Source organism: Bradyrhizobium sp., assembly GCF_052389815.1.
Lineage (GTDB): Bacteria > Pseudomonadota > Alphaproteobacteria > Rhizobiales > Xanthobacteraceae > Bradyrhizobium.
This window is the reverse complement of the sequence record NZ_JBQTHN010000073.1, coordinates 1-26050: the sequence shown is the minus strand read 5'-3', so window position 1 is coordinate 26050 and position 26050 is coordinate 1. Positions and strand designations below refer to the sequence as shown.

The following is a 26050-nucleotide window of genomic DNA, read 5'->3' as shown; positions in this document are numbered from 1 at the left end:
GACATGATTAATGCTTCACTAATGGGCGGGCTCTCGCAGTGCCGATGCGAGACAAACCAAGGGCTTGGCGGCAAGCGACGCCAAACAAAGGGATAAGAACCTGCTGCCCGGGCAAGCGGCAAATCCTTAGGGTTTCAACTACAGATGGACAGGGTTGAGTGCGTCATTGTCGGGGCCGGCGTGATCGGCCTGGCAGTGGCCAGACGACTGGCGCAGGCCGGCCGCGAGGTGGTGGTGCTCGAAGAAGCCGAGGGTATCGGCACCGTGACCTCCTCGCGCAACAGCGAGGTGATCCATGCCGGCATCTATTATCCCGCCGGCAGCTGGATGGCGCGGATGTGCGTCGCGGGCAAGCACGCGCTGTACCGCTACTGCCGGGGACACGGCATACCCTACCGCAATTGCGGCAAGCTGATCGTCGCAACCGCGCCGGAAGAGGCCGCCAAGCTCGCGGCGATCCGCAAGCATGCCGAAGCCAATGGCGTCGCCGACATGCAGACGCTGTCGGGCGAAGCGGCGCGCGGGCTCGAGCCGGCGCTGAAATGCGATGCCGCCCTGCTCTCGCCTTCGACCGGGATCATCGACAGCCACGCCTACATGCTCTCGCTGCGCGGCGAGGCGGAGGGCGCCGGCGCTGCCTTCGCATTCCACACCCCGATCGTTCGTGCGAAAGCGGCGGCGGGGCGCATCGAGCTCGAGGCCGGCGGCGCCTCGCCGATGACGCTCGAATGCGACCTCCTGGTCAACGCGGCCGGGCTGAACGCGCCGGCCGTAGCGCGTGCGATCGAAGGCATGCCTGTCGAGAAGATCCCCGCCGCCTATCTCGCCAAGGGCAATTATTTCAGCTGCAGCGCGCGGGCGCCGTTTTCACGCCTGATCTATCCCGTGCCGGAGCCCGGGGGACTAGGCGTGCACCTGACGCTCGACATGGCGGGCCAGGCGCGGTTCGGCCCTGACGTCGAATGGATCGAAAGCATCGACTACGCCGTCGATCCCGCGCGTGCGACGCGCTTCTACCCGGCGATCCGCAAATACTGGCCGACGCTGCCGGACGGCGCGCTGATGCCGAGCTACTCGGGCATCCGGCCGAAGATCGTGCCGCCTGCGGTGGCGCGGCAGGATTTCATGATGCAGGGGCAGGCCGAGCATGGCGTCGCCGGGCTGATCAATCTGTTCGGGATCGAATCGCCGGGCCTGACGTCATCGCTGGCGATTGCGGACCATGTCGCCGGCCTGGCCGGCGTGAGAAGCTGACGGCAATAACGCCTACAAACAAAATAACGCCTACAAACAACAAGCCCCCGCGCGGATGAGCCCGAGGCTCAGCCGGTAGCGAGGGCGGTGTTCTTGCGAATGCTTACGAGGAGCCGGTTAATGGACCGTTTCTTCGGCGGTATGCCTCAACCGCTCGATCTGGTCCTTGACCATCAACTTTCGACGCTTCAACTCGACGATTTCCAGGTCATCTGTACTGAGGTGGAGCAACGCTTCGTGTAGTTCACTTTCGAGAATCTTGTGTTTGCGTTCCAGTTCAACGAGATGGGCCTGTATTGCCATTCGCATTCCTCCTCGGTGGAAACCTCAGATTCGATCCGGACGGCGAAGTGTACACCAGACGGTGAATCTGTCGATGGGAATCGAGAATCCGCCGCCGTGATTCTTTTCGGAATTATCTGTAACCAATCGTGACCAGGGAACCCGGTCAGCTTGCGCAGGCTGGCGGCAAGGACGATATTTGCGATGAGCTTCGGCCGCTGGACCGTTCACAACCTGATCGTGCTTATTAGTTAACACACACCATGACCGACGAAGATGAGCGCGAACTCCAGGCCGAGCTTGCCCGGCTGCAGCAGGAGCATCGCGACCTCGATGCGGCGATCGATGCCCTGCATCAGTCGCCCGCGCCCGATCTTCTGCGCTTGCAGCGCCTGAAGAAGCGCAAGCTGCTGCTGCGCGACCGCATCGCCTTCATCGAAGACCAGATCACGCCCGACATCATTGCCTGAGCGCGGTATCCGGCACGGCCCGCCGGCCGCGCGCCGATCGCGGGGGATGGCTTGTCCCCGTTGTCCACAGAAGCTCCGCCGGCGCAACAAAGGGCCCCGGCTCGCAGCATGCGAACCGGGGCTGAAGTGGGTGGTGGAAGTCTGTACAAGCGCCCCGGTAACGCGGCCAGGGCGTGATCGTTCCGGAAAATCCGGCTTGACTTCTCGGGAACAAAAAGAGAACATTCCGGTCATCCCAGCTCGGAGTTCTGTCATGTCCGCCCCAGCGTTTTCCGATACCCGCCGCTACGAGCAGGCCTGCGACCAGGCCATTGCCATGTGCGACGGTAATCTGCGCTCGACCATCAAGGCGCTGATCATGGCGAACGAGTATCTCGAGATCGAGCTTGCCGAACTGCAGGCGGCGGTCGCTGCCGGATGCGTCCCCACCCTCCCCACGCATGCGAGGAGCACCGCCGCCTGAACCCGTCCCCAGGAGCGAAGCGATGGCCAGTGTCACCTACTACGTCGCATTGCCGTTCATGCGCGACGAGAGCGGCGAAATGGTCGCGGGCAATGCCGAGGAATGCCAGAGCGCTACCACGGCGCTGCGCCGCGCCGAGATGATGTCGCGGATTCCCGGCAGCATCGGCGCCATCGCTTTCAGCCGCACCGGTGATCCGATGATCGGCGAGTTCGGCGATGCGCATTTGCTGCGAAGATTCGGCAACGTGCCGGATGATCTCGGCGGGCTATGAACCCCTTACGCGGCCTCGTGCCGGCGCTGCGTCTTGCGCACATACATGGCGCTGTCGGCCTGTTCGAGCGCGGTGCGCGTTTCCGAATGTCTATCCAGGATCGCAACCCCGACCGACGCGCCTGTCCGCACCGTGCTGCCGTCGAACGAGAAACGCAGGCCGTCGATCGCCTGCTCCAGCCCAGCCGCCTTCGCCCGCGCATCGGTTTCGCTGAGATTCCACAACAGCACCGCGAACTCGTCGCCGCCGAGCCGGCCGATGACATCGGAGGCGCGCACCTGCGCGGACAGTGTTTGCACGACGGTCCTCAGCACCGTGTCGCCGGCGGCATGGCCGAACGCGTCGTTGATCGGCTTCAGCCGGTCGACGTCGAGCACCAGCAGGGCGGCGCGCGCTGAATAGCGCTTGATGAATGCGATCGAGCGCGAAAGCTCGCGCTCGAAGCCGCGCCGGTTGAGGATGTCGAGCAGGAAGTCGGTCTCGGCGGCGGCCTTCAACAATTCGATTTCGGCGCGCGCCGCCGCCAGTTCCTGGCGCAGCCGCCGCACCACCGATTTGGGGCTGGCGGTCCCCGCCTTCCGAGGCGCCGCCGACCGCCGGGTGCCGTTCGGCGCCCGGAGCAGCGCTGCCTTCCGCCCCCTCGCGCCGGTTTTCCGGCCTTTTGCAGCCTTCGAGGCGCCAGCCCTGGCTTTCTTCTTCATGGGCAACTTCTCAAGAAGGCTTGCTCGGATTCACCAAGACAGGATAGTCCATTCCCGACCTCTTGCCACCGCCTTGGTTCAACCCGGGGCCGACCCTATAATCGGCCCATGTTTTTGGATTCCCGTAAAGAATTGGCTCAATGACAGCCCCCGTCGCCATCATCATGGGCAGCCAGTCCGACTGGGAAACCATGCGCCATGCCGCCGAGACGCTCGCAGCTCTCGGGGTTCCCTGCGACAAGCGCATCGTTTCCGCCCACCGCACGCCCGAGCGGCTGTTCGCCTTTGCCAAGGGCGCGAAGGCTGCCGGATTCAAGGTGATCATTGCCGGTGCAGGCGGGGCTGCGCATCTGCCCGGCATGGCCGCCTCGCTGACGGAACTGCCGGTGTTCGGCGTCCCCGTCGAATCCAAGGCGCTGTCGGGCCTGGATTCGCTCTACTCCATCGTGCAGATGCCGGCCGGGGTTCCCGTCGGCACGCTGGCCATCGGCAAGGCCGGTGCGATCAATGCGGCGCTGCTCGCAGCCAGCGTGCTGGCGCTGAACGATCCCCCGCTTGCCGCGCGGCTTGTCGCCTGGCGCAAGCAGCAGACGGACGCCGTCGCCGAACGCCCCGCGGGATCGGCGTGACGTTCGCGTAGAGGTCGCTTGTCATGGATTACGGACTTCCCAAGCTGGGCGTCGGCCACGTGAAGCTGAAGCCGGGCGACACCATCGGAATTCTCGGCGGCGGCCAGCTCGGCCGGATGCTGGCGATGGCGGCGGCGCGGCTCGGGCTGAAATGCCAGGTGTTCTCGCCGGAGCCGGATTCGCCCGCCTTCGACGTCGTGCTCAATGCCGTCTGCGCCGAATATGCCGACGTCGAGAGGCTGGAAATGTTCGCCGCCGACGTCGACGTCGTCACCTACGAATTCGAGAACGTGCCGGCCGCAACCGCCATGGTGCTGGCGGCGCACAAGCCGGTGTTGCCCGCCTACAAGATCCTCGAAACCACGCAGGACCGCCTGATCGAGAAGGATTTCGTGGTCAGGCTCGGCATCGGCACCGCCGACTATGCCGACGTATCCTCGCCGGAAACCCTGCGGGCGGCGATCGAGCGCATCGGCCTTCCTGCCGTTCTGAAGACAAGGCGCTTCGGCTATGACGGCAAGGGACAGGCGATGATCCGCGAGGGCGACGACATCGACCGCACCTGGAAGGAGCTCGGCACCAAATCCGCGATCCTGGAAGCTTTCATACCGTTCGAGCGCGAGATCTCGGTGGTGGCGGCGCGTTCTGCCGACGGTGAGGTCGAATGCTACGACGTCACCGAAAACGAGCACCGCGACCACATTCTCAAGACATCCCGCGCGCCCGCCGACATCCCCGATTCGCTCGCTGCAGAGGCCCGCACCATCGCCGAAAAGATCGCCACCGCACTCGACTATGTCGGCGTGCTCGCGGTCGAGATGTTCGTGGTGCCGAACGGGAAAGGCGCGCAGGTGCTGGTCAACGAGATCGCGCCGCGGGTGCATAATTCCGGGCATTGGACGCTGGACGGTGCCTCGATCTCGCAATTCGAGCAGCACATAAGGGCGATTGCCGGCTGGCCGCTGGGCAAGCCGGTCCGCCACGGCCGGGTCACCATGACCAACCTGATCGGCGACGACGTCAACGACTACGCGCACTGGCTCGCGGTGCCCGGCGCCACCGTCCATCTCTACGGCAAGGGCCCGGCCCGGCCCGGCCGCAAGATGGGACATGTGACGCAGGTGATGCCGGATCGGCCGAAAAGCGGCTGATTTCAGCTCCGATTGATCGAATTTGCCGCGTCAAAAGGGCCCGAATAGGTGGACAATTCAACATTTGTCTGATACATGCGCGCGCTCAGGCTAGGTGTCCGCGGTTTGCCGACCTCTGGCCTCCCAGAATTCCAGACCGCTCACACCGAAAAGAGGATGCCGCGTGCAGGTTCTCGTCCGCGATAACAACGTCGATCAAGCCCTCAAGGCGCTCAAGAAGAAGATGCAGCGCGAGGGGATTTTCCGCGAGATGAAGCTCCGCGGTCACTACGAGAAGCCCTCCGAGAAGAAGGCCCGCGAAAAGGCGGAAGCCGTGCGCCGCGCCCGCAAGCTGGCGCGCAAGAAGCTGCAGCGCGAAGGCCTGCTGCCGATGAAGCCGAAGCCGGCGTTCGGCGCCGGTCCCGGCGGCGATCGCGGTGCAGGCGGCGGCCGTGGCGGCGCTCCCCGCGGTCCGCGCTGATCCGTTCCGAGCAAATCCGAGTTCCGAAAACGCGGGCCTTGCGGTCCGCGTTTTTTTTGTTCGATGTATTTTAGGTCGCAGCACGTTACCCTTGCGGCACAGGACACGGGAGCAATTCGCCGGAATGGCCATTTCGAGTTCCGATGCCCGCAGGAATGCTTCGCGTGTGGCCTTCGTTCTCGTTGGCCTGACGCTGTGCAGTTGCTCGTTCGATCTCGGCTCGTTCTCGCTTGGCCCGGACAAGGAGACGGCGCCGAAGCCGGCGGCGACTCCAACCGCCGAGATCAGCGCGGAGAACGTCAGGGACGCACAAGGCTATGCCGCGCAGGGGCAGGTTCTGGCCCGATCCGGCAAAGCCGAGGAAGCCATGGCGCAGTTCGAGAAGGCGCTGGCGATCGATCCCTACAATGTGCAGGCGCTCAGCGGCCGCGGCCTGATCCACCAGGGCGAGAAGCGCCATGCCGAGGCGATCGAGGACTTCACCGCCGTGCATGGCCTCGTCCCGCAGCGGGCCGAGCCGCTCGTGGCACGTGCGACCAGCTACCTCGCGATCGACAAGGTCAAGGAAGCAGCGACCGATCTCGACGAGGCCGTGCAATCCGAGCCGAACAACGGGCATGCATGGTCGTTGCGGGGGGGTGTTTATGAACGGCTCGGCGACAAGAAGCAGGCGGCGGCGTCGTACAACCGCGCGCTTGCGATCCGCCCGCGCGATGATGCGGCACGCAGCGGCCTTTCGCGGGTAGGCGGCTGACGTCGCTCGAAGGCCAGCGTTCGCTTACTTGGTGCTTCGCTTACCAGCTTCGCTTACTTGGGCAGGACAGCGTGGAACATCGACTTCGCCGCCGACAGCATGTCCTCGGCGACGTTGGTCTTCTGCTTCGACGGCTCGGCGGCTGCTTCGGCGCGCAGATCGAGCGGCGGACGGGCCGTCGGAATTTCCGCCGGCGGCGTCGGGCGTGACGGATCGACCCGGATCGCAGCGGGATCCGGCGCCTCGGAAGGCACGGCGACCGCAATCGGCGGCGGCAGCGGACGCACCGCCGACGGCGGCGCGACGACTACGCGCGGCTCTTCGGGCACGTGAACGACCTCCGGCGCGCGCGGGGCCGGCTGCGGGCGTTGCGAAGCCTCGGGGCGTTGCGAGGCCTCGCCATTGCCGCGCAGGCGCTCGATCGCGGCGCGGGCAAGGTCGTTGGCATCGCGGCGGTCGTCGATGGCAGAAGCAGCGTCGGCCGGTGCTGCCGCGACGACCGACGGCGCTGGAGGCGGCGAGGACTTGGCGACGCGCGGCGGGGCCGGGCGTTTGGTCTCGGCGGGAAGGCTGGCGGTAGTTTCCGCCGGCTTGTCGGCCTTCTCCGGCTTGTCGACCGCCCTTTCCGCGGGCTTTTCGACCACGACGGCCTTCTCGGCGGCGGCATTCCTTTCCAGGAGAGCCTTTTCGGAAATGCCCTTGGCCTTGACGCCGGATGCAGGAATGCCCGCGATCTCGGCGCCGGAATTCGTCTTCACGTCGGTGCCGGACTTGCCAGTATCGGACTTGCCAGTATCGGATTTGGCGGCGTCGGGTCTGGCAGCGTCGGGTCTGGCGGCGTCGGATTTCGGCTGGGCGGTCGACACGGCTGCCGCCTTCGGCGCATCGGCGGTGGGCCTTGCATTGATGTAGTGGTTAACGATGTAGGCCCCGATGACCGTCGCAGCCACCGAGGGCACGATCTGCACCGCAAAATTCTTCAGATAATTCAGCATGACCCGGCCACTCCCGACGGCGGTCTCTTTGCGGGAACTTTTGGGCACATTGAGGGATCAACTGCGACGGATCGGTGGCAATTGTCCGTATTTCCGTCTCAGGGCTTCAGTTCGACCTCGAGGAACACGATCTCGGAAGCGCCCTCGTTGAGGACGTCGTGTTCCACGCCGGCCTTGCGAAAGTAGGATTTTCCGGCGGAAAGCTGCGCCTTGGAGCGCTCGCCATTGGGCGCCACGATGGTCATCTCGCCCGCGGTGACCGGCACGATCACATAATCCATCTCGTGGATGTGATGGCCGGTGGCGCTGCCCGGCGCCAGCCGCCATTCGGTGACGCGCACCTCCGCCGTATCGACCTGGACGTCCGATCTCGCGCTGAGCATCTGGCTACCTCTCTGCTGGTGGCGCCAGACTATCGTGCCTTACGCGGCCGGTCGCCTGGCATTCATTCGTTCACGGCGGAAGCTCCGATGAACCGGCGCGCCCGCTCCGATGCGCCGAAATAGTCGAGATCGTTGTGGCCGCCGTCCGGAAAGCGAACCAGCTGCTTCGGCTCGTTTGCCAATTCGAACAAGCGTTCGCCGAAGGCGATCGAGATGACGGAATCGCGTTCGCCGTGCATGACCAGCAGCGGCGCCTGGACCCGCGCAATGCGCTGGTCGGAGCGGAACGGATCCCGCAACAGCCAGCGGACCGGAAAGATCGGGAACGCCGAGGCCGCGACATCCGCCACGGAGCTGAATGGCGCTTCCAGGATCATCTTCCCGATGCTGTGCTCCGCCGCCAGCGCCACGGCAACCGCGCTGCCTAACGAGAAACCCCAGATGACGATCTTGTCGCCCGCATAGCGCGCGCCCGCAAAGGCCCACGCTGCTTGCGCATCCAGCAAGAGCCCCTTCTCGCTCGGTCTGCCGCTCGAGCCGGAATAGCCGCGATAGGCCGGCGCGATCACGCCGGTACCGTCGGCGATGATGTTGCGGAAGCGAACGAAAAAGCCGGCGAGGTGATCGCCGTTGCCGTGAAAATAGAGGATGACGGGACGGCCGGGTTTCGCGGGCACGTGCCAGACGACGATCTTTTCGCCGTCGGCGGTGGTCAGGAGATGCTCCTCGGCCTGCGGAAAGCCAGCCGCGGCCGGCGCGATCCGCCCGCCCGGCGGAATCGGAAACAGCACCGCCCGCTGCAGCAGGAATAGCGCCACGAGCCCACCCGCATAACCGAGGGCGACGACAATCAGCAGCCATTTGACCGTTGTCATGTCGCCGTTCTAGCGCTTGTGCGGGCGCTTGAGGAGCTTGTCGACTGGCTACCCTACATCGCCTTGACCACGTTCTCGGTGACCTTCTTGGCGTCGCCGAGCAGCATCATGGTGTTGTCGCGGTAGAACAGCGGATTGTCGATGCCGGCATAGCCCGAGGCCAGCGAGCGCTTGATGAACATCACGGTGCCCGCCTTCCAGACCTGCAGCACCGGCATGCCGTAGATCGGCGAGGTCTTGTCTTCTTCGGCCGCGGGGTTGGTGACGTCGTTGGCGCCGATCACGAAGGCGATGTCGGCCTGCGCGAATTCGGAGTTGATGTCCTCGAGCTCGAACACCTCGTCATAGGGCACGTTGGCCTCGGCGAGCAGCACGTTCATGTGGCCGGGCATGCGGCCGGCGACCGGGTGAATCGCGTACTTCACCTCGACGCCCTCCTTCTTCAAGAGGTCGCCCATTTCGCGCAGCGCGTGCTGGGCCTGCGCCACCGCCATGCCGTAGCCGGGCACGATGATGACCTTCTGCGCGTTCTTCATGATGAAGGCGGCATCGTCGGCGGAGCCGAGCTTGGCGGGCTTCTGTTCGCCGCTGCCGCCGCCGGCCGCCGCGGTCTCGCCGCCGAAGCCGCCGAGGATCACCGAGATGAACGAGCGGTTCATCGCGTGGCACATGATGTAGGACAGGATCGCACCGCTTGATCCGACCAGCGCGCCGGTGATGATCAGCGCGGAATTGCCGAGCGTGAAGCCGATGCCGGCCGCCGCCCAGCCGGAATAGGAGTTCAGCATCGAGATCACGACCGGCATGTCGGCGCCGCCGATCGGAATGATCATGAGCACGCCGAGCACCAGCGCGATGATGGTGATCAGCCAGAAGTCGAGCGCGCTGCCGGAGCGCACCAGGCCGTAGATGAAGAACACCAGCGCAAGCGCGAGCACGATGTTGATGATGTGACGGCCGGGCAGGATGATCGGCGCGCCGCTCATCCGAGCCGAAAGCTTCAGGAACGCGATCACCGAGCCGGTGAAGGTCAGCGCGCCGATGGCAACGCCAAGCGACATTTCAACGAGGCTGGAGGCGTGGATGGCGCCGGGCTTGCCGATGTCGAAGGCCTCGGGCGCATAGAAGGCGCCGGCGGCGACCAGCACCGCAGCCATGCCGACCAGCGAGTGGAAGGCGGCGACCAGTTCCGGCATCGAGGTCATCGGCACGCGACGCGCGATCACCGCGCCAATGGCGCCGCCGATGGCGATGCCGAGGATCACCAGTATCCATGCGAGCGCATCCGCCGGCGGATGATTGGCCAGCGTCGTGCCGACCGCGATCGCCATGCCGATCATGCCGAACAGATTGCCCTGACGCGAGCTCGCCGGGCTCGACAGCCCGCGCAGCGACAGGATGAACAGCACGCCTGCCACCAGATAGAGAAGTGCGGAAAGATTGGCGCTCATGATGCACACACCCCGTCATGCGCGGGCTTGACCCGCGCATCCATCAGAGAAAGGCGAATCTTGCGAAGTGGGATGGATCGCCGGATCAAGTCCGGCGATGACGACGATATTTCTTGAAGCGCTATCATTGTCGTCGTCACTTGGCCTTCTTCTTGTACATCGCCAGCATGCGCTGGGTGACAAGGAAGCCGCCGAAGATATTGATGCAGGCGAAGATCAGCGCGACGAAGCCGAAACCGCGCGCCCAGCCGCTGCCGCTCGAGATCATGGGGACGCCGACCGCGAGCAGCGCGCCCACCACGATCACCGAGGAGATCGCGTTGGTCACGCTCATCAGCGGCGTATGCAGCGCGGGGGTCACCGACCACACCACGAAATAGCCGACGAACACGGCGAGCACGAAGATCGACAGCCGGAACACGAAGGGATCGACGGCCTGCGCGAGGTGATCCATGGCTGCTCTCCTTATTTCGGCTGAAAGTTCGGATGGATCACCGCGCCGTCCTTGGTCAGCGCGGTCGCCTTCACCAGCTCATCGTCCCAGTTCACGGCAAGCGCCTTGTTAGCCTTGTCGATCATGGTCTCGATGAACGAGAACAAGTTGCGGGCATAGAGGCCGGAGGCCGACGCCGCGACGCGGCCGGCGACGTTGGTGTAGCCGACGATCTTGATGCCATCGAGCTCGACGACTTCGCCGGGCCTGGCGCCCTCGACATTGCCGCCGCGCTCGACCGCCAGATCGACCAGCACCGAGCCCGGCTTCATCGACTTCACCATGTCGGCGGAGACGAGCTTCGGCGCGGGACGGCCCGGAATCAACGCGGTGGTGATCACGATGTCCTGCTTCTTGATGTGCTCGGCGGTGAGCGCGGCCTGCTTGGCCTGATATTCCTTGCTCATCTCCTTGGCGTAGCCGCCGGCGGTCTGCGCGTTCTTGAACTCCTCGTCCTCGACCGCAAGGAATTTGGCGCCAAGCGATTCCACCTGCTCTTTCGTCGCAGGCCGCACGTCGGTCGCGGTCACGATGGCGCCGAGACGCCGCGCGGTCGCGATCGCCTGCAGGCCGGCGACGCCGACGCCCATCACGAACACTTTTGCGGCCGGAACAGTGCCGGCCGAGGTCATCATCATCGGGAAAGCTCGGCCGAAGGCTTCGGCGCCCTCGATGACGGCGCGATAGCCGGCAAGGTTGGCCTGCGAGGACAAGACGTCCATCACCTGCGCACGCGTGATGCGCGGCATCAATTCCATCGCGAAAGCGGCGACGCCAGCATCCGCCATTGCCTTCAGCGCGGCGTCATTGCCGTAAGGGTCCATGATCGCGACGACCAGCGCGCCGCGCTTGTACTGCGAAAGTTCGGATGCTTCCGGCCGCTTCACCTTGATGATGATGTCGGCATCAACAAGCGCGTCGGCGCTGACAATGGCGCCGACCGCGGTGAATTCGGAATCCGGCAGGCCCGACTTGACGCCCGCGCCGGGCTCGACCGCGACCTCCGCGCCGAGCGCCTTGAATTTCTTGACGGTGTCGGGCGATGCCGCAACCCGCGGCTCCGACGGATCGATTTCCCTGGCAACGGCAATCTTCATGAGGCCTCCGCTGGCGCGAACGCGCAGGCTAGCGCTATTTCCATTGGGATGGATACCGGATTTGCGGCCGGCACGCGGGCAAAATTTAGCTCCGCGCCGCGAGGGAGGCGGCGCAGCGGTGACGGATCAGGTCAGGAAAATCGCCATCAGGGCGACGATCGCCACGACGGCGGCCGTGCCGTACTTCACCAGCATGATGAACCCTTCATAGGTCTGCTCATGCGCTTCGTAGTCGTTGCCGTCGGCGGTGGTGTAGGCCACTTCGCTATGGTCTGCCATCGAAAGTCCCCAGTCGGTCTAAAGTCTAATCTTGCGAGCCAATACCGCAATCCCGCCAGCAGGGCAACGGCGCGCGGCCAATATGCCACCGCCTTATCGGTTCATTGGGAAGGCCAATTGTCCCTGATCCAGCGGGTGAGGCTTTCCTCGCTGACTTCGCCGGCGGCGAGCAACATGATGATTTGGGTCGCATGCGCCGGGTCCGGGCTGAAGGCAACGCCATTCTTGATCAGAAACGTCATCATCGCCATGAAGGCAATGCGCTTGTTCCCATCGACGAAGGCGTGGTTTTTCGCGAGGCCAAAAGCGTAGGCTGCCGCCAGCTCCGGCAGCGAGGCCTGTTCGTATTGCCACTTGTTGATGGGGCGCTCGAGCGCCGAACGTAGCATCCCCTCATAGCGCAAGCCGGGCGCCCCGCCAAAACGGCGAAGTTGGCGGCTGTGAATCGCGATCACTTGTTCGTAAGTGATCCAAAGCGGCTCGGACGGCTCGCTCATTTAACAAACCGTCATTTGGCGAGCGCCGCGAGCGTGTCGCGATATTTGTCCATGAGTTCGTCGGCGATCTCCATCGTCCGCTCGAAGTCGGGGTCGTAGGGAAGCGCCTGAAATCCGCCGCCGGGAAGCTCGGTGATGTGCAATTGTTGGCCGCGCTTGAGATCAAGCCGCTGCATCAGTTCGCGGGGAAGCAGCAGACCATCGGAATTGCCGATCTTCTTGATCTCGATCTTCATCGCTGAAACTCCCTCAAGGCAGAGCATTATACAGATGTATAACATTGACTTAAGAGCTGTTCAACAGTTGTTTTACCCACCGGCTAACGTTCCCATCCGCCCGTGCGCCCGCTCGATTCCCGCCAGCAGCATTTCGAGGCCGGTCTCAAAAGTCGCCTGGAAATGCGCCGGTAGGAAGAACGGCGCGGCCGCGGCGAGGTTCTTGAAATCGGCGGCGATCCTCTCGTTCGACACCGGCTCGGCGGCTGACGGCCCCTTGGCATAGCCGGCGGTCTCGTCCAGCGCGGCGCCGGCGAGATAGTAGCCGAGCGTCCGGAAATACGTGGCGGAGTCGCGGTCGGAAAAGCCGGCCTCGCGCAAGACGCCGATGATGCCGTCGATGAAGGCGACGCCCGCGGGCGTGTTGAGCCGGTGCACCGCGAAATACGGGAAAAACTTCGGGTGCTTCAGCGCCATGGCGCGAAAGCCGTAGGCGCAGCGGCGTAAACGCTCCAGCCAGCCCCATTCCGGCAACAGCTCAACATGCGCTTCGGCCAACATCAGGTCGACCAGCGCGTCCATCAGATGCGCCTTGTTGGGGAAGTGATGGTAGATGCTCATCGCCTCGCAGCCGAGCTCCTCGCCGAGGCGCCGCGTCGACAGAGCCTCCAGCCCGTCCCGATCGACCAGCGCCATGGCGGCCGCGCAAATCCGCTCCCGCGATAGCGGCAGCGAACGCCCTGCCCGGCTCCCGGGCCGCCCCCTGGCCGCCTTGGGGCGCGCTACGGGCGTAGCTTTCACCCTTGTGATCATCCGACCTCACGATTCGCTTGCAACCTTACACCGAAAGGCTGTATCCGGTGTCCAGACTTACACCGTAAGGTCTGGAGAATCCCAATGACCGCCGTCGACTTTTTCGGGCTGCTGGTGCCGGTAACCTATATCGTGATGCTGGCGATCGAGGCGCTGTTCCCGGCAAGGCAGTTCCCGCCGATCCGGTGGTGGCGGCTGAAGGGCTTCGTCTTCCTTACCGTGCAGGGATTGCTGGCGACGCTGACGCCGCTCCTGATCCCGGAAGCATGGCTGCACGCGCATCGGCTGATCAATCTCGATAGTCTCGGCGTGATCGGTGGCGCGGCGCTCGGCTGGGGCGTGCTCTCGCTGGTGAACTACACCTGGCACCGCAGCGCTCACACCTTCCCGCTGATGTGGCGGCTATTCCACCAGATCCATCATAGCCCGCAGCGCGTCGACATGTCGGGCGCCGCGCTGTTCCATCCCTTCGAGACCATCATGTTCTTCGCGCTGGCGACGATCACGACCACGCTGATCCTCGGCCTCGATCCGGTGGCGGCGGCGCTGACCGGCTACATCGCGGCATTCTACGGCTACTTCCAGCACATGAACGTGCGCACGCCGGGGTGGCTCGGCTACGTCATCCAGCGGCCCGAGGCGCATTGCATCCATCATCAGCGCGACGTGCACGCCTACAATTACGGCGACCTGCCGATCTGGGACATGCTGTTCGGCACCTTCCGCAATCCCAAGGGCTTTGCCGGCGACGTCGGCTTCGACAAGCCGGCCACCGATCGCCTCGGCGCCATGCTCGGTCTCGTCGACGTGAACGAGCCGGCGGCCGGGCCGGGCTCGCTCGGGCGAAACACCAACCGCGCCGGTTGAGGATCAGGCCAGGACGAAATCGAAGCGGCCGGCGAGCCAACCCTCGTTCTTGGCGGTGCGCACCAACAGTTCCTTGCGGAACAAACCGTCGGAACGGTTCTTGGCTTCGCCCGGAAAATAGAGCTGCGTCGTCAGCACCCGTCCGCCGCGCGGCTGCACCTTCACATGGATGTGGCGGGTGCGGCCGACATAATTGCCGGGCACGACGGTGCGCAGCCGGAACCGCCCGTCCGCATCGGTGAATTGATGGCCGCGCAGGCGGAAGCCGGAATTGTCATATTCGCCCTTGGCGTCGGCCTGCCAGAAGTCCAGGAGCGCGCCCGCGATCGGCTTGCAATTGCGGGTGAGAACGAAGCCGACCAGTACGATCGGCTGTCCGGCCATGCCGGCTTCGATCAGTTCGATCCGCTCCGGCGAGGACGGCTTGAAGAACGGACCCTCGGTCTGCGCCACGGTCGGCTCGTCGCCATCGTGGCATGCAGGCGTTGGTGCGAGCGGCGCCTGCGCAGCGCCGCTGCCGATGCCGAGCAGCGAGCCCGCGGCAAAGGCTCCGGCTCCGAGAAAAGTACGTCGCGTTGGCGTGTCGATCATGAGCTTTCTCCACTCTCGCCGCCCCCACCACAAGGTACTTGCCGGTCAGCCCATGATTTCGAGCTCGTCGATCATCCCGGCAATGACGGACAGCCCGCCATCCCAGAACGTCGGGTCCTTGGCGTCGAGCCCGAACGGCCGCAGCAGCTCGGAATAATGCTTGGTGCCGCCGGCGGCGAGCATGTCGAGATAACGTTCGGCAAACCCTTCCGATGCATTCTCGTAGACCGCGTATAGCGAGTTCACCAGGCAATCGCCGAACGCATAGGCGTAGACGTAGAACGGCGAATGGATGAAGTGCGGGATGTACATCCAGAAACTCTCGTAGCCCGCCTTGATCTCGATCGCCGGTCCGAGACTCTCGCCCTGCACGCTGAGCCAGATCTCGCCGATGCGCTGCGCGGTCAGCTCGCCGTTCCTGCGCTCGGTGTGGACCGCGCGCTCGAAGGTATAGAACGCGATCTGCCGCACCACGGTGTTGATCATGTCCTCGACCTTGCCGGCGAGCAGGGCCTGGCGCTGCTTCGTGTTCTTCGTCTGCGACAGCAGCCGCTTGAAGGTCAGCATCTCCCCGAACACGCTTGCCGTCTCCGCCAGCGTCAGCGGCGTCGGCGCCATCAGCGCACCGTTCTTGGCCGCCAGCACCTGGTGCACGCCATGGCCGAGCTCATGGGCCAGCGTCATCACGTCGCGCGGCTTGCCCTGATAATTCATCAGCACATACGGGTGCGCCGAGGGCGTCGTCGGATGCGAGAACGCGCCCGGCGCCTTGCCGGAACGGACCGGCGCGTCGATCCAGCGATCGGTGAAGAAGCGCTCGGCGATGTCGGCCATCTTGGGCGAGAAGCCGCGATAGGCTGAAAGCACCATCTTCTGCGCCTCGGGCCAGGCGATGGTGCCGGTCGCCGCAAACGGCAGCGGCGCGTTGCGGTCCCAATAGGGCAGCTTCCTTTTCTTGAACCAGCCGGCCTTGAGCCGATAGTAGCGGTGCGACAGCTTTGGATAGGCCGTGCGCACGGAGGCGACCAGCGCATCCACTACCTCACGTTCGACGCGGTTGTTGAGGTGGCGGGAATCCGCGACGTCCTTGAAGCCTCGCCAGCGGTCGGAAATTTCCTTGTCCTTGGTCAGCGTGTTGGTGATCAGCGCAAAGGTGCGCTCGTTCTCCTTGAAGGTTTTCGCCAGCGCATTCGCCGCCGCCTTGCGCTTCTCGCCGGCGCGGTCCTGCATGAAGTTCAGCGTCGGCTCGATGGCGAGCTCCTTGGCCCCGACCTTGAAGCGCAGCGCAGAGATGGTCTGGTCGAACAGCCGGTTCCAGGCGGCGTAACCGCTCTGGGCTTTCTCGTGGAAGAGCTGCTCGACGCGATCCTCCAGCTGATAGGGCTTGTCCTTGCGCAGATCCTCGATCCACGGCCGATAGTAGCCGAGTTCCGGCGTCTGCATCGCGCGCTCGATCACGTCATCGTCCACGCGGTTGAGCTCGAGGGCGAAGAAAAGCAGATGCGTCGAGGCCGCGGTCAGCCGCTCCGAGACGTCGCCATAGAACTTGGAAATCGCGGCATCGACGCTGTCGCCGGCATGCACGAGCCCGGCATAGGAACCGAGCCGGCCGGCCAGATCGTCGATGGCTTCATAGCGCCTGACCGCTTCGGCGAGCCAGCGGCCGCCATCCTCCCTGGCGGTAAACTCGGCGAGCTTGCCTTTGTAGTCCGTCTCGAACGCGAGGCAGTCGGCATCCATCCTTGCAAGGTCGCGCGCGACTTCCGACGCATCGATGCCGGAATAGAGGTCGGCGAGATTCCACTCCGGAAGCTTGCCGGTCTTCGATTTGGCTGCAGACGTCTTGCTGGCCGCGGCTTTGCGGGACATTTTGGCGGCGCGAGATGTCGCGGATGATTTCGCGGTCATGGACACTTTCGAAATTGGCGGGGAGGACGCGGAGAATGAATTGAAACGGTCGGCTTGATCCTGCGATCAAGCAAAAGCTGCGAGCTGAGGCGCCACCTGGACCAGGAACTCTTCGCCCTCCACGAGGATCGGATCGAATTTTTCTTGGATCGTACTCCGGATCGCGAACCACAGTATGATCGCCCGCACCATGAGTTGCGCTGAGGACGACCCCGCAGCCCTTGCATGCAAGGCGACGAGATCGAGATTGCGATGCTCGAACAACAGCCGGCCGAATCCGTCTTCCAGAATGTACATCCGCCCGACCCGGGACAGACACAGCTCGCACGCCTCGTCCGGCCCCGGGCCCAGCAGATAGAACTGGACGTCGCCATTCTCCGTCGCGCCGGTTTCCCAGCTGCGGCCGGTGGCCGGCGCGAGCGCAGCGTGCAGCGTAGTCAGGATGGTGTCGAGCTCCGCTTCGGTCCACACACTGACGTCTGGTCCGCGTTCGAACGCAACCACGCTCATTTGCTCTCCGCTCCGAACAGCAACCGGTAAAGCTCCGGCTCATAATACATTAGCAGATGTCTGGTGAAGACGCGCTGTTCAAGGCCGAGTTCCTCCGCCCAGGCCCCCATCAATTCCGTGGGAACGCGGCTGAACCCGTTCTCGACCTGCGAAATGAACGTGTAGTATTTGAGCTTGAGCCGCGCGGCCAGATCGGCCTGCGACAATCCGGCATCCGCCCTGCGCAGCTTGAGCCAATCTCCAGCCTGTTTCCGCAATTCCCGGGCTTCCGGCGCAGCCTTGGCCGCCGGATGTACAGCAGGAACATCTTGATGTTTTGCTCGTTTCATGATTACTAAACTATCTGATCTGAATGTCAGGACAGGTAGTGCCCCCTAGCACAATCTCATCCCGACATCAGTTCCGCAATTGCCGAGAGGGCCAGGAATGCCACTGGCAGACCGTGACCACATTGTTCGGCCTACCGGCCGCGACGCCACTACCCGCGCCCAAGAGCTGACAGCCGGCATCCTGTTGGCGGCCCTGGCTGCCGCTCTCGCAATCCGGCACTTGGTGCCGATCGAGGCGCTGGCGCCCGCAGTTGTCACATTGCTGTTCGCGGGTGCCGCGGTGACCGCCGGGATCGCGCTGCTCTGCCGGCACGGTCGATTCGGCGTCATGTGGTTCGAGCTTGCCGGAGGGCTGACGTTCATCGGCGTCGTCCTTTCCGTTCTGATCGAGCCGGACCAGCTGGTCAGGCTCACCGGAGTTTCCGATCAACCTGAGTAACAGGAACAGTTTTCCGCAGCTTGGCTGCGGCTTGTCGAATGTCACATCCAAGACCGGGCCCCTCTGGCAGTTCGCCTGAACTGCGATGTCGGATTGGACTTTGAAACGGAGTGGCCCGCATGCTGGAGTTGATCTCCTCACAATCCCTGACGGCGCTTTTCCAGGTCGTGATGATCGACCTCGTGCTGGCCGGCGACAACGCGATCGTCATTGGCCTTGCCGCCGCCGGACTGCCTGAGGACCAGCGGAAAAAGGCCATCCTGGTAGGCATATTGGCCGCCACGGCCCTGCGCATCGGCTTCGCCGGCATCACGGTGCAACTGCTGCAGTTTATCGGACTGCTGCTGGCGGGCGGCCTTCTCCTGCTTTGGGTGTGCTGGAAGATGTGGCGCGAATTGCAGGCGTCGCACCAGCAACATCGGGCGCCCCCCCAGAGTCTCTCGGCCGCGCGCGCGGCCACCGTCGATGCCGCACCACCTCAAAAAACACTCGGCCAGGCAATCTGGCAGATCACCCTCGCCGACGTCTCGATGTCACTCGACAACGTGCTGGCCGTTGCAGGTGCGGCGCGCGAGCACCCGATGGTCCTGGTCTTCGGCCTCGCACTCTCGATCGCGCTGATGGGCCTTGCCGCCAACTTCATCGCGCGCATTCTGGAAAAGCATCGCTGGGTCGCCTATGTCGGCCTCTTGATAATCCTGTATGTCGCGCTCGACATGATCTATCGCGGCGCACTGGAATTGTGGCCGGTGGTCAATATCTGAGGCCGCGACACGCCCGCTGGCCAGTGGCGCCCCGCTCCTTGCCGCAAAATCGGCCAGCTTTGCCTTGTAGTAGTTCATCTCAAACGCGACGCAATCGGCGGTCATTTTCCAGTGGCCGCGCATCCCTTGCCTGTTCGGCGGCGGCGAAGAGCTTGCCGAACGGCAACGCTTAAGAGTGCATTAATCGGCATCGTCCACATTGCCCCGATTCGGGACAAATAGTCTGTAACGTGCGGGGAGTGCCAATGGCTGCCACCATCTTGATCGCCGACGATGACGCCGTAGCGCGTCGCCTGGTTGAAAACATGGTGCAGAAGTGCGGCTACGAAACCGTCGTGGTCGATTCCGGCGATGCCGTCGTCGAGCTCCTCACCGGCCCCGATGGCCAGGGAATCGATTGCCTGGTGCTCGACCTCGTGATGCCCGGCCTGGACGGCATGGGCGTGCTGGCGAAGATCCGTGAAGCCGGATTGAACCTTCCCGTCATCGTACAGACCGCCCATGGCGGCATCGACAATGTTGTCTCCGCGATGCGCGCCGGCGCACAGGATTTCGTGGTGAAGCCCGTCGGCATCGAGCGATTGCAGGTATCGCTGCGCAACGCGCTAAATGCCTCCGCACTGAAAGGCGAATTGCAGCGCATCCGGCATAGTCGCGAGGGCCGGCTGACTTTCTCCGACATCGTCACCCGCTCTGAAGCGATGGCCGGCGTGCTGCGCACCGCACAGAAGGCGGCGACTTCCTCCATTCCCGTGTTGATCGAGGGCGAGTCCGGCGTCGGCAAGGAGTTGTTCGCACGCGCCATCCACGGCAGCGGCGAGCGCAAGGCAAAGCCCTTCGTTGCCGTCAATTGCGGCGCCATCCCGGACAATCTCGTGGAATCGATCCTGTTCGGCCATGAGAAGGGCGCGTTCACCGGCGCGACCGAGCGCCATACGGGCAAGTTCCTCGAGGCGCATGGCGGCACGCTGTTCCTCGACGAAGTCGGGGAATTGCCGCTGGCGGCGCAAGTGAAACTGCTGCGAGCGCTGCAGGAAGGCACCATCGAAGCCGTCGGCGGACGCAAGCCGGTCAAGGTCGACGTCCGCATCGTCTCGGCGACCAACCGAAGGCTGCTCGACCTCGTCAAGGCAGGGCAGTTCCGCGAAGACCTGTTCTATCGCCTGCATGTACTGCCGCTGACCATCCCGCCCCTGCGCCAGCGCCGCGAGGACATTCCGCATTTGCTCCGCCATTTCCTCGCTCGCTTCTGCGCCGAGGAGAACCGGCCGATCTCCGCCATCGGCGGCGAGGCGATGGCGTATCTCTCGCAGCTCGACTGGCCCGGCAACATCCGCCAGCTGGAGAACGCGGTGTACCGCGCCGTCGTCATGAGCGAAGGCGACCAGCTCGGCCTTTCCGACTTCCCGCAAGGCGCAGCGCATGCGCCAGCCATCAATCAGCCCGCCGAGCCGCTGGTGCTCGCTCCCTCGACGGCGCCCATGGTCTCAGGTATTGAAATACCGATCGCGCCGTTACCTGCTGCCGGCACGCTGGCGATGCTGACCAGCGCCGGTGACGTGCGGCCGCTGGAAGAACTCGAAAACGAAATCATCCGGTTTGCGATCTCGCACTATCGCGGACAGATGTCGGAAGTCGCGCGGCGGCTCAAGATCGGCCGCTCCACGCTCTATCGCAAGCTCGACGAAGCTGCTGCGAACGAGCCCGGCAATGCGGATGAAGCGAGCTGAGACAATTCGGAATTCGCGGGCTGCGGTGGCGGCACTTTCGGAGCCCCTCGCTCCGCCCGGAACCCTCGGACCGTGGCTTGCAGGTAACAGACAAACGGCGGATAGCGTGGCAAAAGCGCGCAATCCCGAACAAAAAGGGGTCGTTTGAGGTCAGTTTGTCGTGAGTTGCACCGGGCTCTGCTAGCTGCTTGAGAACGGCGCATGTATCGTCCGAGTTGACTCGTAGTGCGCGTGGCGACTTGAACGAGGAACGAGGCCGGCGCGCCGCGCTGGCTGAAGGCAAACGATATTCGATCTGTCCCGCTGCCGGGACAGCATCGCCCAAGGGGGTGTGACGATGCGTGATAGTTCGAAGGGCCGTGGTGGATTTGACCGCGCATTGATGGCCGTCGCGGCTACCTTCCTCACGGTATCGGCGACATCGGCACTGGCCCAGTCCAATGCGCCGCGCAGCGCCGCCGAACTCGCCATCGAGGCAGCAATCCCGGTGCCGCAGCCAGCCAACCTGCCGCCGCCGACCGCCGACGATTTCAAGATGGACGCAACCGCGTCGGTGCCGCCGAAGCAAATCCAGCTGCCGCGCGCCACGGCCAACACCGACCCGAAGCCTGCCGAAGTCGCGCCCGCCGAGACCGCAGCCGCACCCGCGAGCGAGGCAAAGCCCGCCGAGCCGCCGAAGCTCGAGAGTGCCACCACGACGGCTCCGGCAACCCCGGCGCCTGCGACCGCCGCCGCGCCCGCAGCTGAACCGGTCAAGGCCGCGAGCACCGTTCCGCCGGCGGACCAGCCGGTCGCCGACAAGCTGCGCGAACAGCTGGCGGCCAAGACCCTGCGCCTGTTCGACCGCAAGGGCGAGCGCCAGGCGGTCGAGAAATTCTATTCGGCACGCGAATACGCCCCGGTGTGGACGTCGGCCGGCAGCCTGACCGCGACGGCCAAGGGCGTGATCGCGCGGCTGAAGGACGCCGCCTCCGAAGGCCTCAACGCCTCCGACTATCCAGTGCCGGATTTCACTGCGGCGACGACGCCCGAGGCGCTGGCGGAAGCCGAGCTGAAGCTCACCTCCGGCATGCTCGACTATGCGCGCCAGGCGCAGAGCGGCCGCATGCACTATTCGCAGGTTGCCTACGACATCCTGTATCCGGAGCATCCGACCGACCCGGCGGAAGTGCTGGCGAATGTCACCGGCGCCAGGGACGCCTCCGCGGCGCTCGAGAGCTACAACCCGCCGCACAGGCTCTACAAGCAGCTGAAGGCAAAGCTCGCCGAGCTGCGCGGCCAGGGCGATGGTCCGGTCCTCACCATCGCCGAAGGCCCGGCGCTGGCCTACAAGGCAGGCACCAAGAAGCAACCGGCGGTGATCCCGGACGACCCGCGCGTGCCGCAGCTGCGCGCCAAGCTCGGCATCGGCGAAAACCCCGACGATACGAAGTATGACGCGAAGGTCGCCGAGGCTGTGCGCAAATTCCAGAGCAGCGCCGACCTCAAGCCGACCGGCGTGCTCGACGACAAGACCGTCAAGGCGCTCAACAGCCCGAAGCGCGACAAGATCATCGACACCGTTCTGGTCAACATGGAGCGCTGGCGCTGGCTGCCGCGTCAGCTCGGCGCCTCCAATCTGAACGACGCCTATGTGATCCTCAACGTCCCCGACTTCACGCTGAAGGTGATGCAGGGCGGCTCGCAGGTCTGGACCACGCGCGTCGTGACCGGCAAGCCGGGCGGCCACGCCACCCCGATGCTGACCGAGACGATGAAGTTCATCACGGTCAACCCGACCTGGAACGTGCCGCCGTCGATCATCTACAACGAATACCTGCCGGCCCTGCAGCAGGATCCGACGGTGTTGCAGCGCATGGGTCTGCGGCTGGAGCGCAATCGCGACGGCAGCATCCATATTTCTCAGCCGCCGGGCGAAGCCAATGCGCTCGGCCGCATCCGCTTCAACTTCCCGAACAAGTTCCTAGTCTATCAGCACGACACGCCGGACAAGCACCTGTTCGCCAAGGAAGAGCGCGCCTTCAGCCATGGCTGCATGCGCGTGCAGAACCCGGATCAGTACGCCGCTACGCTGCTCAACATCACCTTGCCGAACGGCGGCTACACGCCGGAGAAGATCCGCAGCATGTACGGCCGTTCCGAGGTCGACCTGAAATTCCCGACCCCGATCCCGGTCAACATCACCTACCAGACCGCTTTCGTGGATGACGCCGGCAAGCTGCAGATTCGCAAGGACGTCTATGGCCGCGATGCCAGCATGCTCGCCCTGCTGAAGGGAAGCCGCGGCCGCGACCTCGAGAACGTGGTCGCCCGCGCCCAGCCGAGCGTCTCGCGGCCGCGCGACGTCTCGCTGCCGTCCAACGTCGCCTTCAACGACGGCTATTCCGGCCCGTCCTTCTTCGAGCGCCTGTTCGGACCGCCGACGCCGCCTGCCCCGGTCGGCCGTCAACCGCAGCAGCAGCGCCGGGTGATTACCCGTTAATCACAGCCCGCGCCGGGCTGCAAAAAGACTGAGAAAAATCAACGGCCTCGCTCCCAGAGCGGGGCCGTTTACGTTAACCATTCTCCACCATCCGCTGGGCCCAAGGCACTTTTTCGCCACACTTGGCGGGTTAGGTTGAAGCCGACTTGGGGGCGGGATGGTAAACGCTTGGTTAACCCTCCCGCGTTAAGACTACGTTCACGCTCTTTCGCTTCGCGGGGTTGCGAGGGAGTTTCTCGACCGGTCGTCTCTTGGGTGGGCTTCTAGTGCTGGCTGTCTTCGCGCGCCAATTCAAACCGCTCTGTTCGCCAAATTCCGGCTACCGCGCCGGACTTGCGGCTGTGTTGCTCCTGGCCGGAGCCGGAGCCGTCCGCGACGCCACCGCGCTGAACGAGACCCGCACCCTCTCCTTCCACCACACCCATTCCGGCGAAGACCTCACCGTCACCTTCAAGCGCAACGGGCGCTATGACGAGGAGGCGCTGAAGCAGCTCAACCACTTCCTGCGTGACTGGCGCAACCAGGAAAAGACCGAGATGGATCGTCGCCTGTTCGACATCCTCTGGGAAGTCTACCGCGACGTCGACGGCAAGCAGCCGATCAACATCATCTCCTCCTACCGCTCCCCCGCCACCAACGCCATGCTCCGCCGCCGGTCTTCCGGCGTGGCCCGTCACAGCCAGCATATGCTGGGACACGCGATCGACTTCTTCATTCCGGGCGTTGCACTGGAGCAGATTCGCTACGCGGGCCTGCGCCAGCAGCGCGGCGGCGTCGGGTTCTATCCGACCTCCGGCTCGCCCTTCGTGCATCTCGATACCGGCAGTGTCCGGCACTGGCCGCGCATGACCTTTGCCCAGCTGTCGAAGGTGTTCCCGGACGGCCGAACCGTGCATCAGTCCACCAGCGGTCCGATGAAAGGCTATGAACTCGCCAGGGCCGAACTCGAACGCCGCGGCAATGGCGAGGAAACGCAGGTCGCCAGCAAGGCGACGAACTTCCTGGCCGCCCTGTTCAAGGGCAAGTCCGCTGCCAGCGACGAGGATGACGAGGCTAGCGTCCCCGCGCCCGCCGCGAAGGTCGAACAGCCGGTCAAGACCAAAGTGGTCGCCGCCGCGCCCGCCAAGGCGGAGAAGCACGCCGAGAAGCCTGCAAAGCCGGCCGCTTCGACCCTGCAGCTCGCTTCCGCCGACGCCAAGATCGTTCCCGCACCGAAGCCTGCGCCCGCCGCTTCCGCCGCCGTCGAGGCGAAGCCGCAAGGCTCCGCCGCCCCGCAGACCCCCGCCGACATCATCAACGCCCGCGGCTTCTGGGACAACATCCCCGCCCCGCAGCAGGCCAGTCCCGCCCAGATCGCCGCCCTCAACGCCCGCAAAGCGGTCAATTCGGCCGACCCGCAGCCGACCGCCAGCGTCTCCGACAACTTCAACAGGGCGATGGCCTATGCGCCGGCCGCCGCCTCGCCGGTCGACCGCGCCAACATCGTCGCCGCCAGCGCGCCGATCCCGCGCAGCACGCGTCCGGCTGCCCCTTCGCGCTACTCGATGGCCGTCAACGACGTCACCACCGTGGTCGCCAAGAGCGGAATCGGCCATGGCGGCATGGTCGCGACCTCGGCCCGCCTCGCCGCCTCGAGAGGCAATAACGAGATCTGGCTGCGCGTGATGATGCTGGCGCCGAGCGCGAGCACATCGATGTCGGTCACCGTGTTCGGCGATGCCGACCTCACCTTGATGCGGCAGCATTTCATCAAACCGCAGGCGATCGTCGCCATGACCTTCTCCGACGATCCGGCGCTCGGCCTCGTCACCGACCGCTTCACCGGCTCGGCGACGGCGCGGCTCGAGACGATGTCGTTCGTGATGCGCACCGCGGCGCTGCGGTAGGCCCCAACGGCAGCTCTTCACTCTTCTGGAAGCTCGATAGCTGGAAGACCCTCAAGGTGAGGAGCGCGTCTCCGGACGATGCTTCGCATCGCCGGGCGAACCATGAAGGCCGATCCCGATGCCGCCATCCTTCGAGACGCGGCCTGACGGCCGCTCCTCACAGGATGAGGACGTCACAACATCCCCAGCGCCTGCATGTAGGTTTCGAGAATCGTCTCGGCTTCGGCGCGCTCGTTGGGATCCTGCTTGCGCAGGCGGACGATCTGGCGCAGCGCCTTGACATCGAAGCCGTTGCCCTTGCCCTCGGCGTAGACGTCACGGATGTCGTCCGAGATGGTCTTCTTCTCTTCTTCCAGCCGCTCGATGCGCTCGATGATGGCCTTGAGCTGGTCCTTGGCAAATCGTGTCGCGGGCGCTTCTTCCTGAACGGCGGCAGGCGTGGCCATCGTGTACTCCTGAAGGGGAACTGACGGTTGAAATTCGAGGGGCGCGTGCGAAGAAGCACGACGCTTGTCCGGTTCGACCCTCGATTTTTTCGGCCCCTCCCGTCAAGGAAGCATCGCGTCATCCACAGGGGCACCCACAGCTAACGCGCACGGGCAAAAAGAGCCGTGGAAAAGCTCTGCGCGTTCAGAAAGCGTTAGTGGCCGTGCGGATGGACCTTCCTCATCGCCTCCAGCTGCTCCGGCGTGGCCGTTCCCTGGTACTTGGCCTTCCACTCGTCATAGGGCATGCCGTAGACGGCCTCGCGGCTCTCGTCCTTGGACAGGCCGACGCCCTTGGCGTCGGCGGCGTCCTTCATCCAGTTCGAGAGGCAATTGCGGCAGAAGCCGGCGAGATTCATCAGGTCGATGTTCTGGACATCGGTGCGAGCGCGCAAATGCTGCACCAGGGTGCGGAACGCCGCGGCCTCGAGTTCGGTCTGGGTCGCCTGGTCGAGCGGCATGAGTTTAGCCTCGATGAACGAAGATCCCGATCACATAGTTAACATCCCGGATTTTGCCATAT

At 64.5% G+C, this 26050-nt stretch carries 32 protein-coding genes; 14 read left to right on the top strand and 18 right to left on the bottom strand.

The features are described 5' to 3' along the window. Nucleotides 1-144 precede the first annotated feature (144 nt). Complete coding sequence (locus ACT4OC_RS13160) at nt 145-1254, top strand: NAD(P)/FAD-dependent oxidoreductase (protein ID WP_444839429.1); 1110 nt, start codon at nt 145-147, stop codon at nt 1252-1254. 117 nt (nt 1255-1371) lie between these two features. Here the strand turns inward: ACT4OC_RS13160 and ACT4OC_RS13155 are convergent, their stop codons facing one another. Beyond that, entirely contained in the window at nt 1372-1557 is a 186-nt protein-coding gene (locus ACT4OC_RS13155; RefSeq protein ID WP_291612965.1) for a YdcH family protein, read from the bottom strand. Between the two features lie 242 nt (nt 1558-1799). Between ACT4OC_RS13155 and ACT4OC_RS13150 the strand changes: the two genes are divergently transcribed. From ACT4OC_RS13150 to ACT4OC_RS13140, 3 genes are all read left to right on the top strand, one after another. Further along, a complete protein-coding gene (locus tag ACT4OC_RS13150) occupies nt 1800-2006 on the top strand; it encodes a YdcH family protein (protein WP_291612967.1) in 207 nt (68 codons plus the stop codon). Nucleotides 2007-2259: 253 nt separating this feature from the next. Further along, nucleotides 2260-2469 (top strand): hypothetical protein, encoded by a 210-nt coding sequence (locus ACT4OC_RS13145; RefSeq protein ID WP_444839428.1) that lies wholly within the window; start codon nt 2260-2262, stop codon nt 2467-2469. A 22-nt stretch (nt 2470-2491) separates the two neighbouring features. Next, complete coding sequence (locus ACT4OC_RS13140) at nt 2492-2743, top strand: hypothetical protein (protein ID WP_444839427.1); 252 nt, start codon at nt 2492-2494, stop codon at nt 2741-2743. Nucleotides 2744-2748: 5 nt separating this feature from the next. On the opposite strand, the gene ACT4OC_RS13135 is transcribed toward ACT4OC_RS13140, so the two are convergent. After that, nucleotides 2749-3444: a GGDEF domain-containing protein gene (locus tag ACT4OC_RS13135; protein ID WP_444839426.1), complete on the bottom strand. Its 696-nt coding sequence runs from the start codon at nt 3442-3444 to the stop codon at nt 2749-2751. A gap of 140 nt (nt 3445-3584) precedes the next feature. On the opposite strand from ACT4OC_RS13135, the gene purE reads away from it, so the two are divergent. The 4 genes from purE (at nt 3585) to ACT4OC_RS13115 (ending at nt 6438) form a co-directional block, all read left to right on the top strand. Next, nucleotides 3585-4073 carry a 5-(carboxyamino)imidazole ribonucleotide mutase gene (gene purE / locus ACT4OC_RS13130; protein WP_444839425.1) on the top strand — a complete coding sequence of 163 codons (489 nt, stop codon included), beginning with the start codon at nt 3585-3587 and terminating at the stop codon, nt 4071-4073. A gap of 23 nt (nt 4074-4096) precedes the next feature. Then, nucleotides 4097-5224, top strand: coding sequence for a 5-(carboxyamino)imidazole ribonucleotide synthase (locus ACT4OC_RS13125; RefSeq protein ID WP_444839424.1), 1128 nt, complete (start codon nt 4097-4099; stop codon nt 5222-5224). A 163-nt stretch (nt 5225-5387) separates the two neighbouring features. Next, on the top strand, nt 5388-5684 hold the full coding sequence (rpsU, locus tag ACT4OC_RS13120) for a 30S ribosomal protein S21 (protein WP_444839423.1): 297 nt from the start codon (nt 5388-5390) through the stop codon (nt 5682-5684). Between the two features lie 166 nt (nt 5685-5850). After that, nucleotides 5851-6438: a tetratricopeptide repeat protein gene (locus ACT4OC_RS13115; RefSeq protein ID WP_444839422.1), complete on the top strand. Its 588-nt coding sequence runs from the start codon at nt 5851-5853 to the stop codon at nt 6436-6438. 53 nt (nt 6439-6491) lie between these two features. On the opposite strand, the gene ACT4OC_RS13110 is transcribed toward ACT4OC_RS13115, so the two are convergent. The 10 genes from ACT4OC_RS13110 to ACT4OC_RS13065 all read right to left on the bottom strand — a co-directional run bounded on the left by ACT4OC_RS13110 (nt 6492) and on the right by ACT4OC_RS13065 (nt 13536). Beyond that, nucleotides 6492-7433, bottom strand: coding sequence for a hypothetical protein (locus ACT4OC_RS13110; protein ID WP_444839421.1), 942 nt, complete (start codon nt 7431-7433; stop codon nt 6492-6494). Nucleotides 7434-7531: 98 nt separating this feature from the next. Beyond that, nucleotides 7532-7816, bottom strand: coding sequence for a cupin domain-containing protein (locus tag ACT4OC_RS13105; RefSeq protein WP_444839420.1), 285 nt, complete (start codon nt 7814-7816; stop codon nt 7532-7534). A gap of 62 nt (nt 7817-7878) precedes the next feature. Beyond that, nucleotides 7879-8691: an alpha/beta hydrolase gene (locus tag ACT4OC_RS13100; RefSeq protein ID WP_444839419.1), complete on the bottom strand. Its 813-nt coding sequence runs from the start codon at nt 8689-8691 to the stop codon at nt 7879-7881. 53 nt (nt 8692-8744) lie between these two features. Beyond that, nucleotides 8745-10142, bottom strand: a complete 1398-nt coding sequence (locus tag ACT4OC_RS13095; protein ID WP_444839418.1) for an NAD(P)(+) transhydrogenase (Re/Si-specific) subunit beta — start codon at nt 10140-10142, stop codon at nt 8745-8747. Between the two features lie 136 nt (nt 10143-10278). Next, nucleotides 10279-10596, bottom strand: coding sequence for a proton-translocating transhydrogenase family protein (locus ACT4OC_RS13090; RefSeq protein ID WP_444839417.1), 318 nt, complete (start codon nt 10594-10596; stop codon nt 10279-10281). An 11-nt stretch (nt 10597-10607) separates the two neighbouring features. Continuing rightward, nucleotides 10608-11732: a Re/Si-specific NAD(P)(+) transhydrogenase subunit alpha gene (locus ACT4OC_RS13085; protein WP_444839416.1), complete on the bottom strand. Its 1125-nt coding sequence runs from the start codon at nt 11730-11732 to the stop codon at nt 10608-10610. A gap of 126 nt (nt 11733-11858) precedes the next feature. Then, nucleotides 11859-12011, bottom strand: a complete 153-nt coding sequence (locus tag ACT4OC_RS13080; RefSeq protein WP_444839415.1) for an aa3-type cytochrome c oxidase subunit IV — start codon at nt 12009-12011, stop codon at nt 11859-11861. 101 nt (nt 12012-12112) lie between these two features. Continuing rightward, nucleotides 12113-12508: a type II toxin-antitoxin system death-on-curing family toxin gene (locus ACT4OC_RS13075; protein WP_444839414.1), complete on the bottom strand. Its 396-nt coding sequence runs from the start codon at nt 12506-12508 to the stop codon at nt 12113-12115. 11 nt (nt 12509-12519) lie between these two features. Next, the gene (locus ACT4OC_RS13070; RefSeq protein WP_291613000.1) at nt 12520-12744 is read right to left on the bottom strand and encodes an AbrB/MazE/SpoVT family DNA-binding domain-containing protein; all 225 of its coding nucleotides are present in this window, start codon (nt 12742-12744) and stop codon (nt 12520-12522) included. Between the two features lie 72 nt (nt 12745-12816). Continuing rightward, nucleotides 12817-13536: a TetR/AcrR family transcriptional regulator C-terminal domain-containing protein gene (locus tag ACT4OC_RS13065; protein ID WP_444839413.1), complete on the bottom strand. Its 720-nt coding sequence runs from the start codon at nt 13534-13536 to the stop codon at nt 12817-12819. A gap of 84 nt (nt 13537-13620) precedes the next feature. Between ACT4OC_RS13065 and ACT4OC_RS13060 the strand changes: the two genes are divergently transcribed. After that, nucleotides 13621-14403 carry a sterol desaturase family protein gene (locus ACT4OC_RS13060; protein WP_444839412.1) on the top strand — a complete coding sequence of 261 codons (783 nt, stop codon included), beginning with the start codon at nt 13621-13623 and terminating at the stop codon, nt 14401-14403. 3 nt (nt 14404-14406) lie between these two features. Here ACT4OC_RS13060 and ACT4OC_RS13055 read toward each other — a convergent pair whose 3' ends face one another. The 4 genes from ACT4OC_RS13055 to ACT4OC_RS13040 all read right to left on the bottom strand — a co-directional run bounded on the left by ACT4OC_RS13055 (nt 14407) and on the right by ACT4OC_RS13040 (nt 17741). Further along, nucleotides 14407-14994 (bottom strand): dioxygenase family protein, encoded by a 588-nt coding sequence (locus ACT4OC_RS13055; RefSeq protein WP_444839411.1) that lies wholly within the window; start codon nt 14992-14994, stop codon nt 14407-14409. Between the two features lie 45 nt (nt 14995-15039). Continuing rightward, nucleotides 15040-16902: a M3 family oligoendopeptidase gene (locus ACT4OC_RS13050; protein WP_444839410.1), complete on the bottom strand. Its 1863-nt coding sequence runs from the start codon at nt 16900-16902 to the stop codon at nt 15040-15042. A gap of 66 nt (nt 16903-16968) precedes the next feature. After that, nucleotides 16969-17412 carry a hypothetical protein gene (locus ACT4OC_RS13045; RefSeq protein ID WP_444839409.1) on the bottom strand — a complete coding sequence of 148 codons (444 nt, stop codon included), beginning with the start codon at nt 17410-17412 and terminating at the stop codon, nt 16969-16971. Continuing rightward, on the bottom strand, nt 17409-17741 hold the full coding sequence (locus ACT4OC_RS13040; protein ID WP_444839408.1) for a helix-turn-helix domain-containing protein: 333 nt from the start codon (nt 17739-17741) through the stop codon (nt 17409-17411). Before ACT4OC_RS13040 ends, ACT4OC_RS13045 begins: the two co-directional genes overlap by 4 nt. A 97-nt stretch (nt 17742-17838) precedes the next feature. Between ACT4OC_RS13040 and ACT4OC_RS13035 the strand changes: the two genes are divergently transcribed. The 5 genes from ACT4OC_RS13035 (at nt 17839) to ACT4OC_RS13015 (ending at nt 25042) form a co-directional block, all read left to right on the top strand. Then, nucleotides 17839-18180 (top strand): hypothetical protein, encoded by a 342-nt coding sequence (locus tag ACT4OC_RS13035; protein WP_444839407.1) that lies wholly within the window; start codon nt 17839-17841, stop codon nt 18178-18180. A gap of 119 nt (nt 18181-18299) precedes the next feature. After that, nucleotides 18300-18944 (top strand): TerC family protein, encoded by a 645-nt coding sequence (locus ACT4OC_RS13030; protein ID WP_444839406.1) that lies wholly within the window; start codon nt 18300-18302, stop codon nt 18942-18944. A gap of 245 nt (nt 18945-19189) precedes the next feature. Beyond that, complete coding sequence (locus tag ACT4OC_RS13025) at nt 19190-20674, top strand: sigma-54-dependent transcriptional regulator (protein WP_444839405.1); 1485 nt, start codon at nt 19190-19192, stop codon at nt 20672-20674. A gap of 337 nt (nt 20675-21011) precedes the next feature. Next, the gene (locus tag ACT4OC_RS13020; RefSeq protein ID WP_444839404.1) at nt 21012-23156 is read left to right on the top strand and encodes a L,D-transpeptidase family protein; all 2145 of its coding nucleotides are present in this window, start codon (nt 21012-21014) and stop codon (nt 23154-23156) included. Nucleotides 23157-23422: 266 nt separating this feature from the next. Further along, nucleotides 23423-25042 (top strand): DUF882 domain-containing protein, encoded by a 1620-nt coding sequence (locus ACT4OC_RS13015; protein WP_444839403.1) that lies wholly within the window; start codon nt 23423-23425, stop codon nt 25040-25042. Nucleotides 25043-25215: 173 nt separating this feature from the next. Here the strand turns inward: ACT4OC_RS13015 and ACT4OC_RS13010 are convergent, their stop codons facing one another. Together ACT4OC_RS13010 and ACT4OC_RS13005 are read right to left on the bottom strand one after the other, a co-directional pair. Then, complete coding sequence (locus ACT4OC_RS13010; RefSeq protein ID WP_444839402.1) at nt 25216-25488, bottom strand: DUF2312 domain-containing protein; 273 nt, start codon at nt 25486-25488, stop codon at nt 25216-25218. A gap of 194 nt (nt 25489-25682) precedes the next feature. After that, nucleotides 25683-25988 (bottom strand): DUF1244 domain-containing protein, encoded by a 306-nt coding sequence (locus ACT4OC_RS13005; protein WP_444839401.1) that lies wholly within the window; start codon nt 25986-25988, stop codon nt 25683-25685. Nucleotides 25989-26050: the final 62 nt, after the last annotated feature.

Coding starts and splice junctions, on each gene's coding strand:
- ACT4OC_RS13160 (WP_444839429.1), top strand. CDS start 145: ATGGACAGGGTTGAGTGCGTCATTGTCGGGGCCGGCGTGATCGGCCTG.
- ACT4OC_RS13155 (WP_291612965.1), bottom strand. CDS start 1,557: ATGGCAATACAGGCCCATCTCGTTGAACTGGAACGCAAACACAAGATT.
- ACT4OC_RS13150 (WP_291612967.1), top strand. CDS start 1,800: ATGACCGACGAAGATGAGCGCGAACTCCAGGCCGAGCTTGCCCGGCTG.
- ACT4OC_RS13145 (WP_444839428.1), top strand. CDS start 2,260: ATGTCCGCCCCAGCGTTTTCCGATACCCGCCGCTACGAGCAGGCCTGC.
- ACT4OC_RS13140 (WP_444839427.1), top strand. CDS start 2,492: ATGGCCAGTGTCACCTACTACGTCGCATTGCCGTTCATGCGCGACGAG.
- ACT4OC_RS13135 (WP_444839426.1), bottom strand. CDS start 3,444: ATGAAGAAGAAAGCCAGGGCTGGCGCCTCGAAGGCTGCAAAAGGCCGG.
- purE (WP_444839425.1), top strand. CDS start 3,585: ATGACAGCCCCCGTCGCCATCATCATGGGCAGCCAGTCCGACTGGGAA.
- ACT4OC_RS13125 (WP_444839424.1), top strand. CDS start 4,097: ATGGATTACGGACTTCCCAAGCTGGGCGTCGGCCACGTGAAGCTGAAG.
- ACT4OC_RS13110 (WP_444839421.1), bottom strand. CDS start 7,433: ATGCTGAATTATCTGAAGAATTTTGCGGTGCAGATCGTGCCCTCGGTG.
- ACT4OC_RS13105 (WP_444839420.1), bottom strand. CDS start 7,816: ATGCTCAGCGCGAGATCGGACGTCCAGGTCGATACGGCGGAGGTGCGC.
- ACT4OC_RS13100 (WP_444839419.1), bottom strand. CDS start 8,691: ATGACAACGGTCAAATGGCTGCTGATTGTCGTCGCCCTCGGTTATGCG.
- ACT4OC_RS13095 (WP_444839418.1), bottom strand. CDS start 10,142: ATGAGCGCCAATCTTTCCGCACTTCTCTATCTGGTGGCAGGCGTGCTG.
- ACT4OC_RS13090 (WP_444839417.1), bottom strand. CDS start 10,596: ATGGATCACCTCGCGCAGGCCGTCGATCCCTTCGTGTTCCGGCTGTCG.
- ACT4OC_RS13085 (WP_444839416.1), bottom strand. CDS start 11,732: ATGAAGATTGCCGTTGCCAGGGAAATCGATCCGTCGGAGCCGCGGGTT.
- ACT4OC_RS13080 (WP_444839415.1), bottom strand. CDS start 12,011: ATGGCAGACCATAGCGAAGTGGCCTACACCACCGCCGACGGCAACGAC.
- ACT4OC_RS13075 (WP_444839414.1), bottom strand. CDS start 12,508: ATGAGCGAGCCGTCCGAGCCGCTTTGGATCACTTACGAACAAGTGATC.
- ACT4OC_RS13070 (WP_291613000.1), bottom strand. CDS start 12,744: ATGAAGATCGAGATCAAGAAGATCGGCAATTCCGATGGTCTGCTGCTT.
- ACT4OC_RS13065 (WP_444839413.1), bottom strand. CDS start 13,536: ATGATCACAAGGGTGAAAGCTACGCCCGTAGCGCGCCCCAAGGCGGCC.
- ACT4OC_RS13060 (WP_444839412.1), top strand. CDS start 13,621: ATGACCGCCGTCGACTTTTTCGGGCTGCTGGTGCCGGTAACCTATATC.
- ACT4OC_RS13055 (WP_444839411.1), bottom strand. CDS start 14,994: ATGATCGACACGCCAACGCGACGTACTTTTCTCGGAGCCGGAGCCTTT.
- ACT4OC_RS13050 (WP_444839410.1), bottom strand. CDS start 16,902: ATGACCGCGAAATCATCCGCGACATCTCGCGCCGCCAAAATGTCCCGC.
- ACT4OC_RS13045 (WP_444839409.1), bottom strand. CDS start 17,412: ATGAGCGTGGTTGCGTTCGAACGCGGACCAGACGTCAGTGTGTGGACC.
- ACT4OC_RS13040 (WP_444839408.1), bottom strand. CDS start 17,741: ATGAAACGAGCAAAACATCAAGATGTTCCTGCTGTACATCCGGCGGCC.
- ACT4OC_RS13035 (WP_444839407.1), top strand. CDS start 17,839: ATGCCACTGGCAGACCGTGACCACATTGTTCGGCCTACCGGCCGCGAC.
- ACT4OC_RS13030 (WP_444839406.1), top strand. CDS start 18,300: ATGCTGGAGTTGATCTCCTCACAATCCCTGACGGCGCTTTTCCAGGTC.
- ACT4OC_RS13025 (WP_444839405.1), top strand. CDS start 19,190: ATGGCTGCCACCATCTTGATCGCCGACGATGACGCCGTAGCGCGTCGC.
- ACT4OC_RS13020 (WP_444839404.1), top strand. CDS start 21,012: ATGCGTGATAGTTCGAAGGGCCGTGGTGGATTTGACCGCGCATTGATG.
- ACT4OC_RS13010 (WP_444839402.1), bottom strand. CDS start 25,488: ATGGCCACGCCTGCCGCCGTTCAGGAAGAAGCGCCCGCGACACGATTT.
- ACT4OC_RS13005 (WP_444839401.1), bottom strand. CDS start 25,988: ATGCCGCTCGACCAGGCGACCCAGACCGAACTCGAGGCCGCGGCGTTC.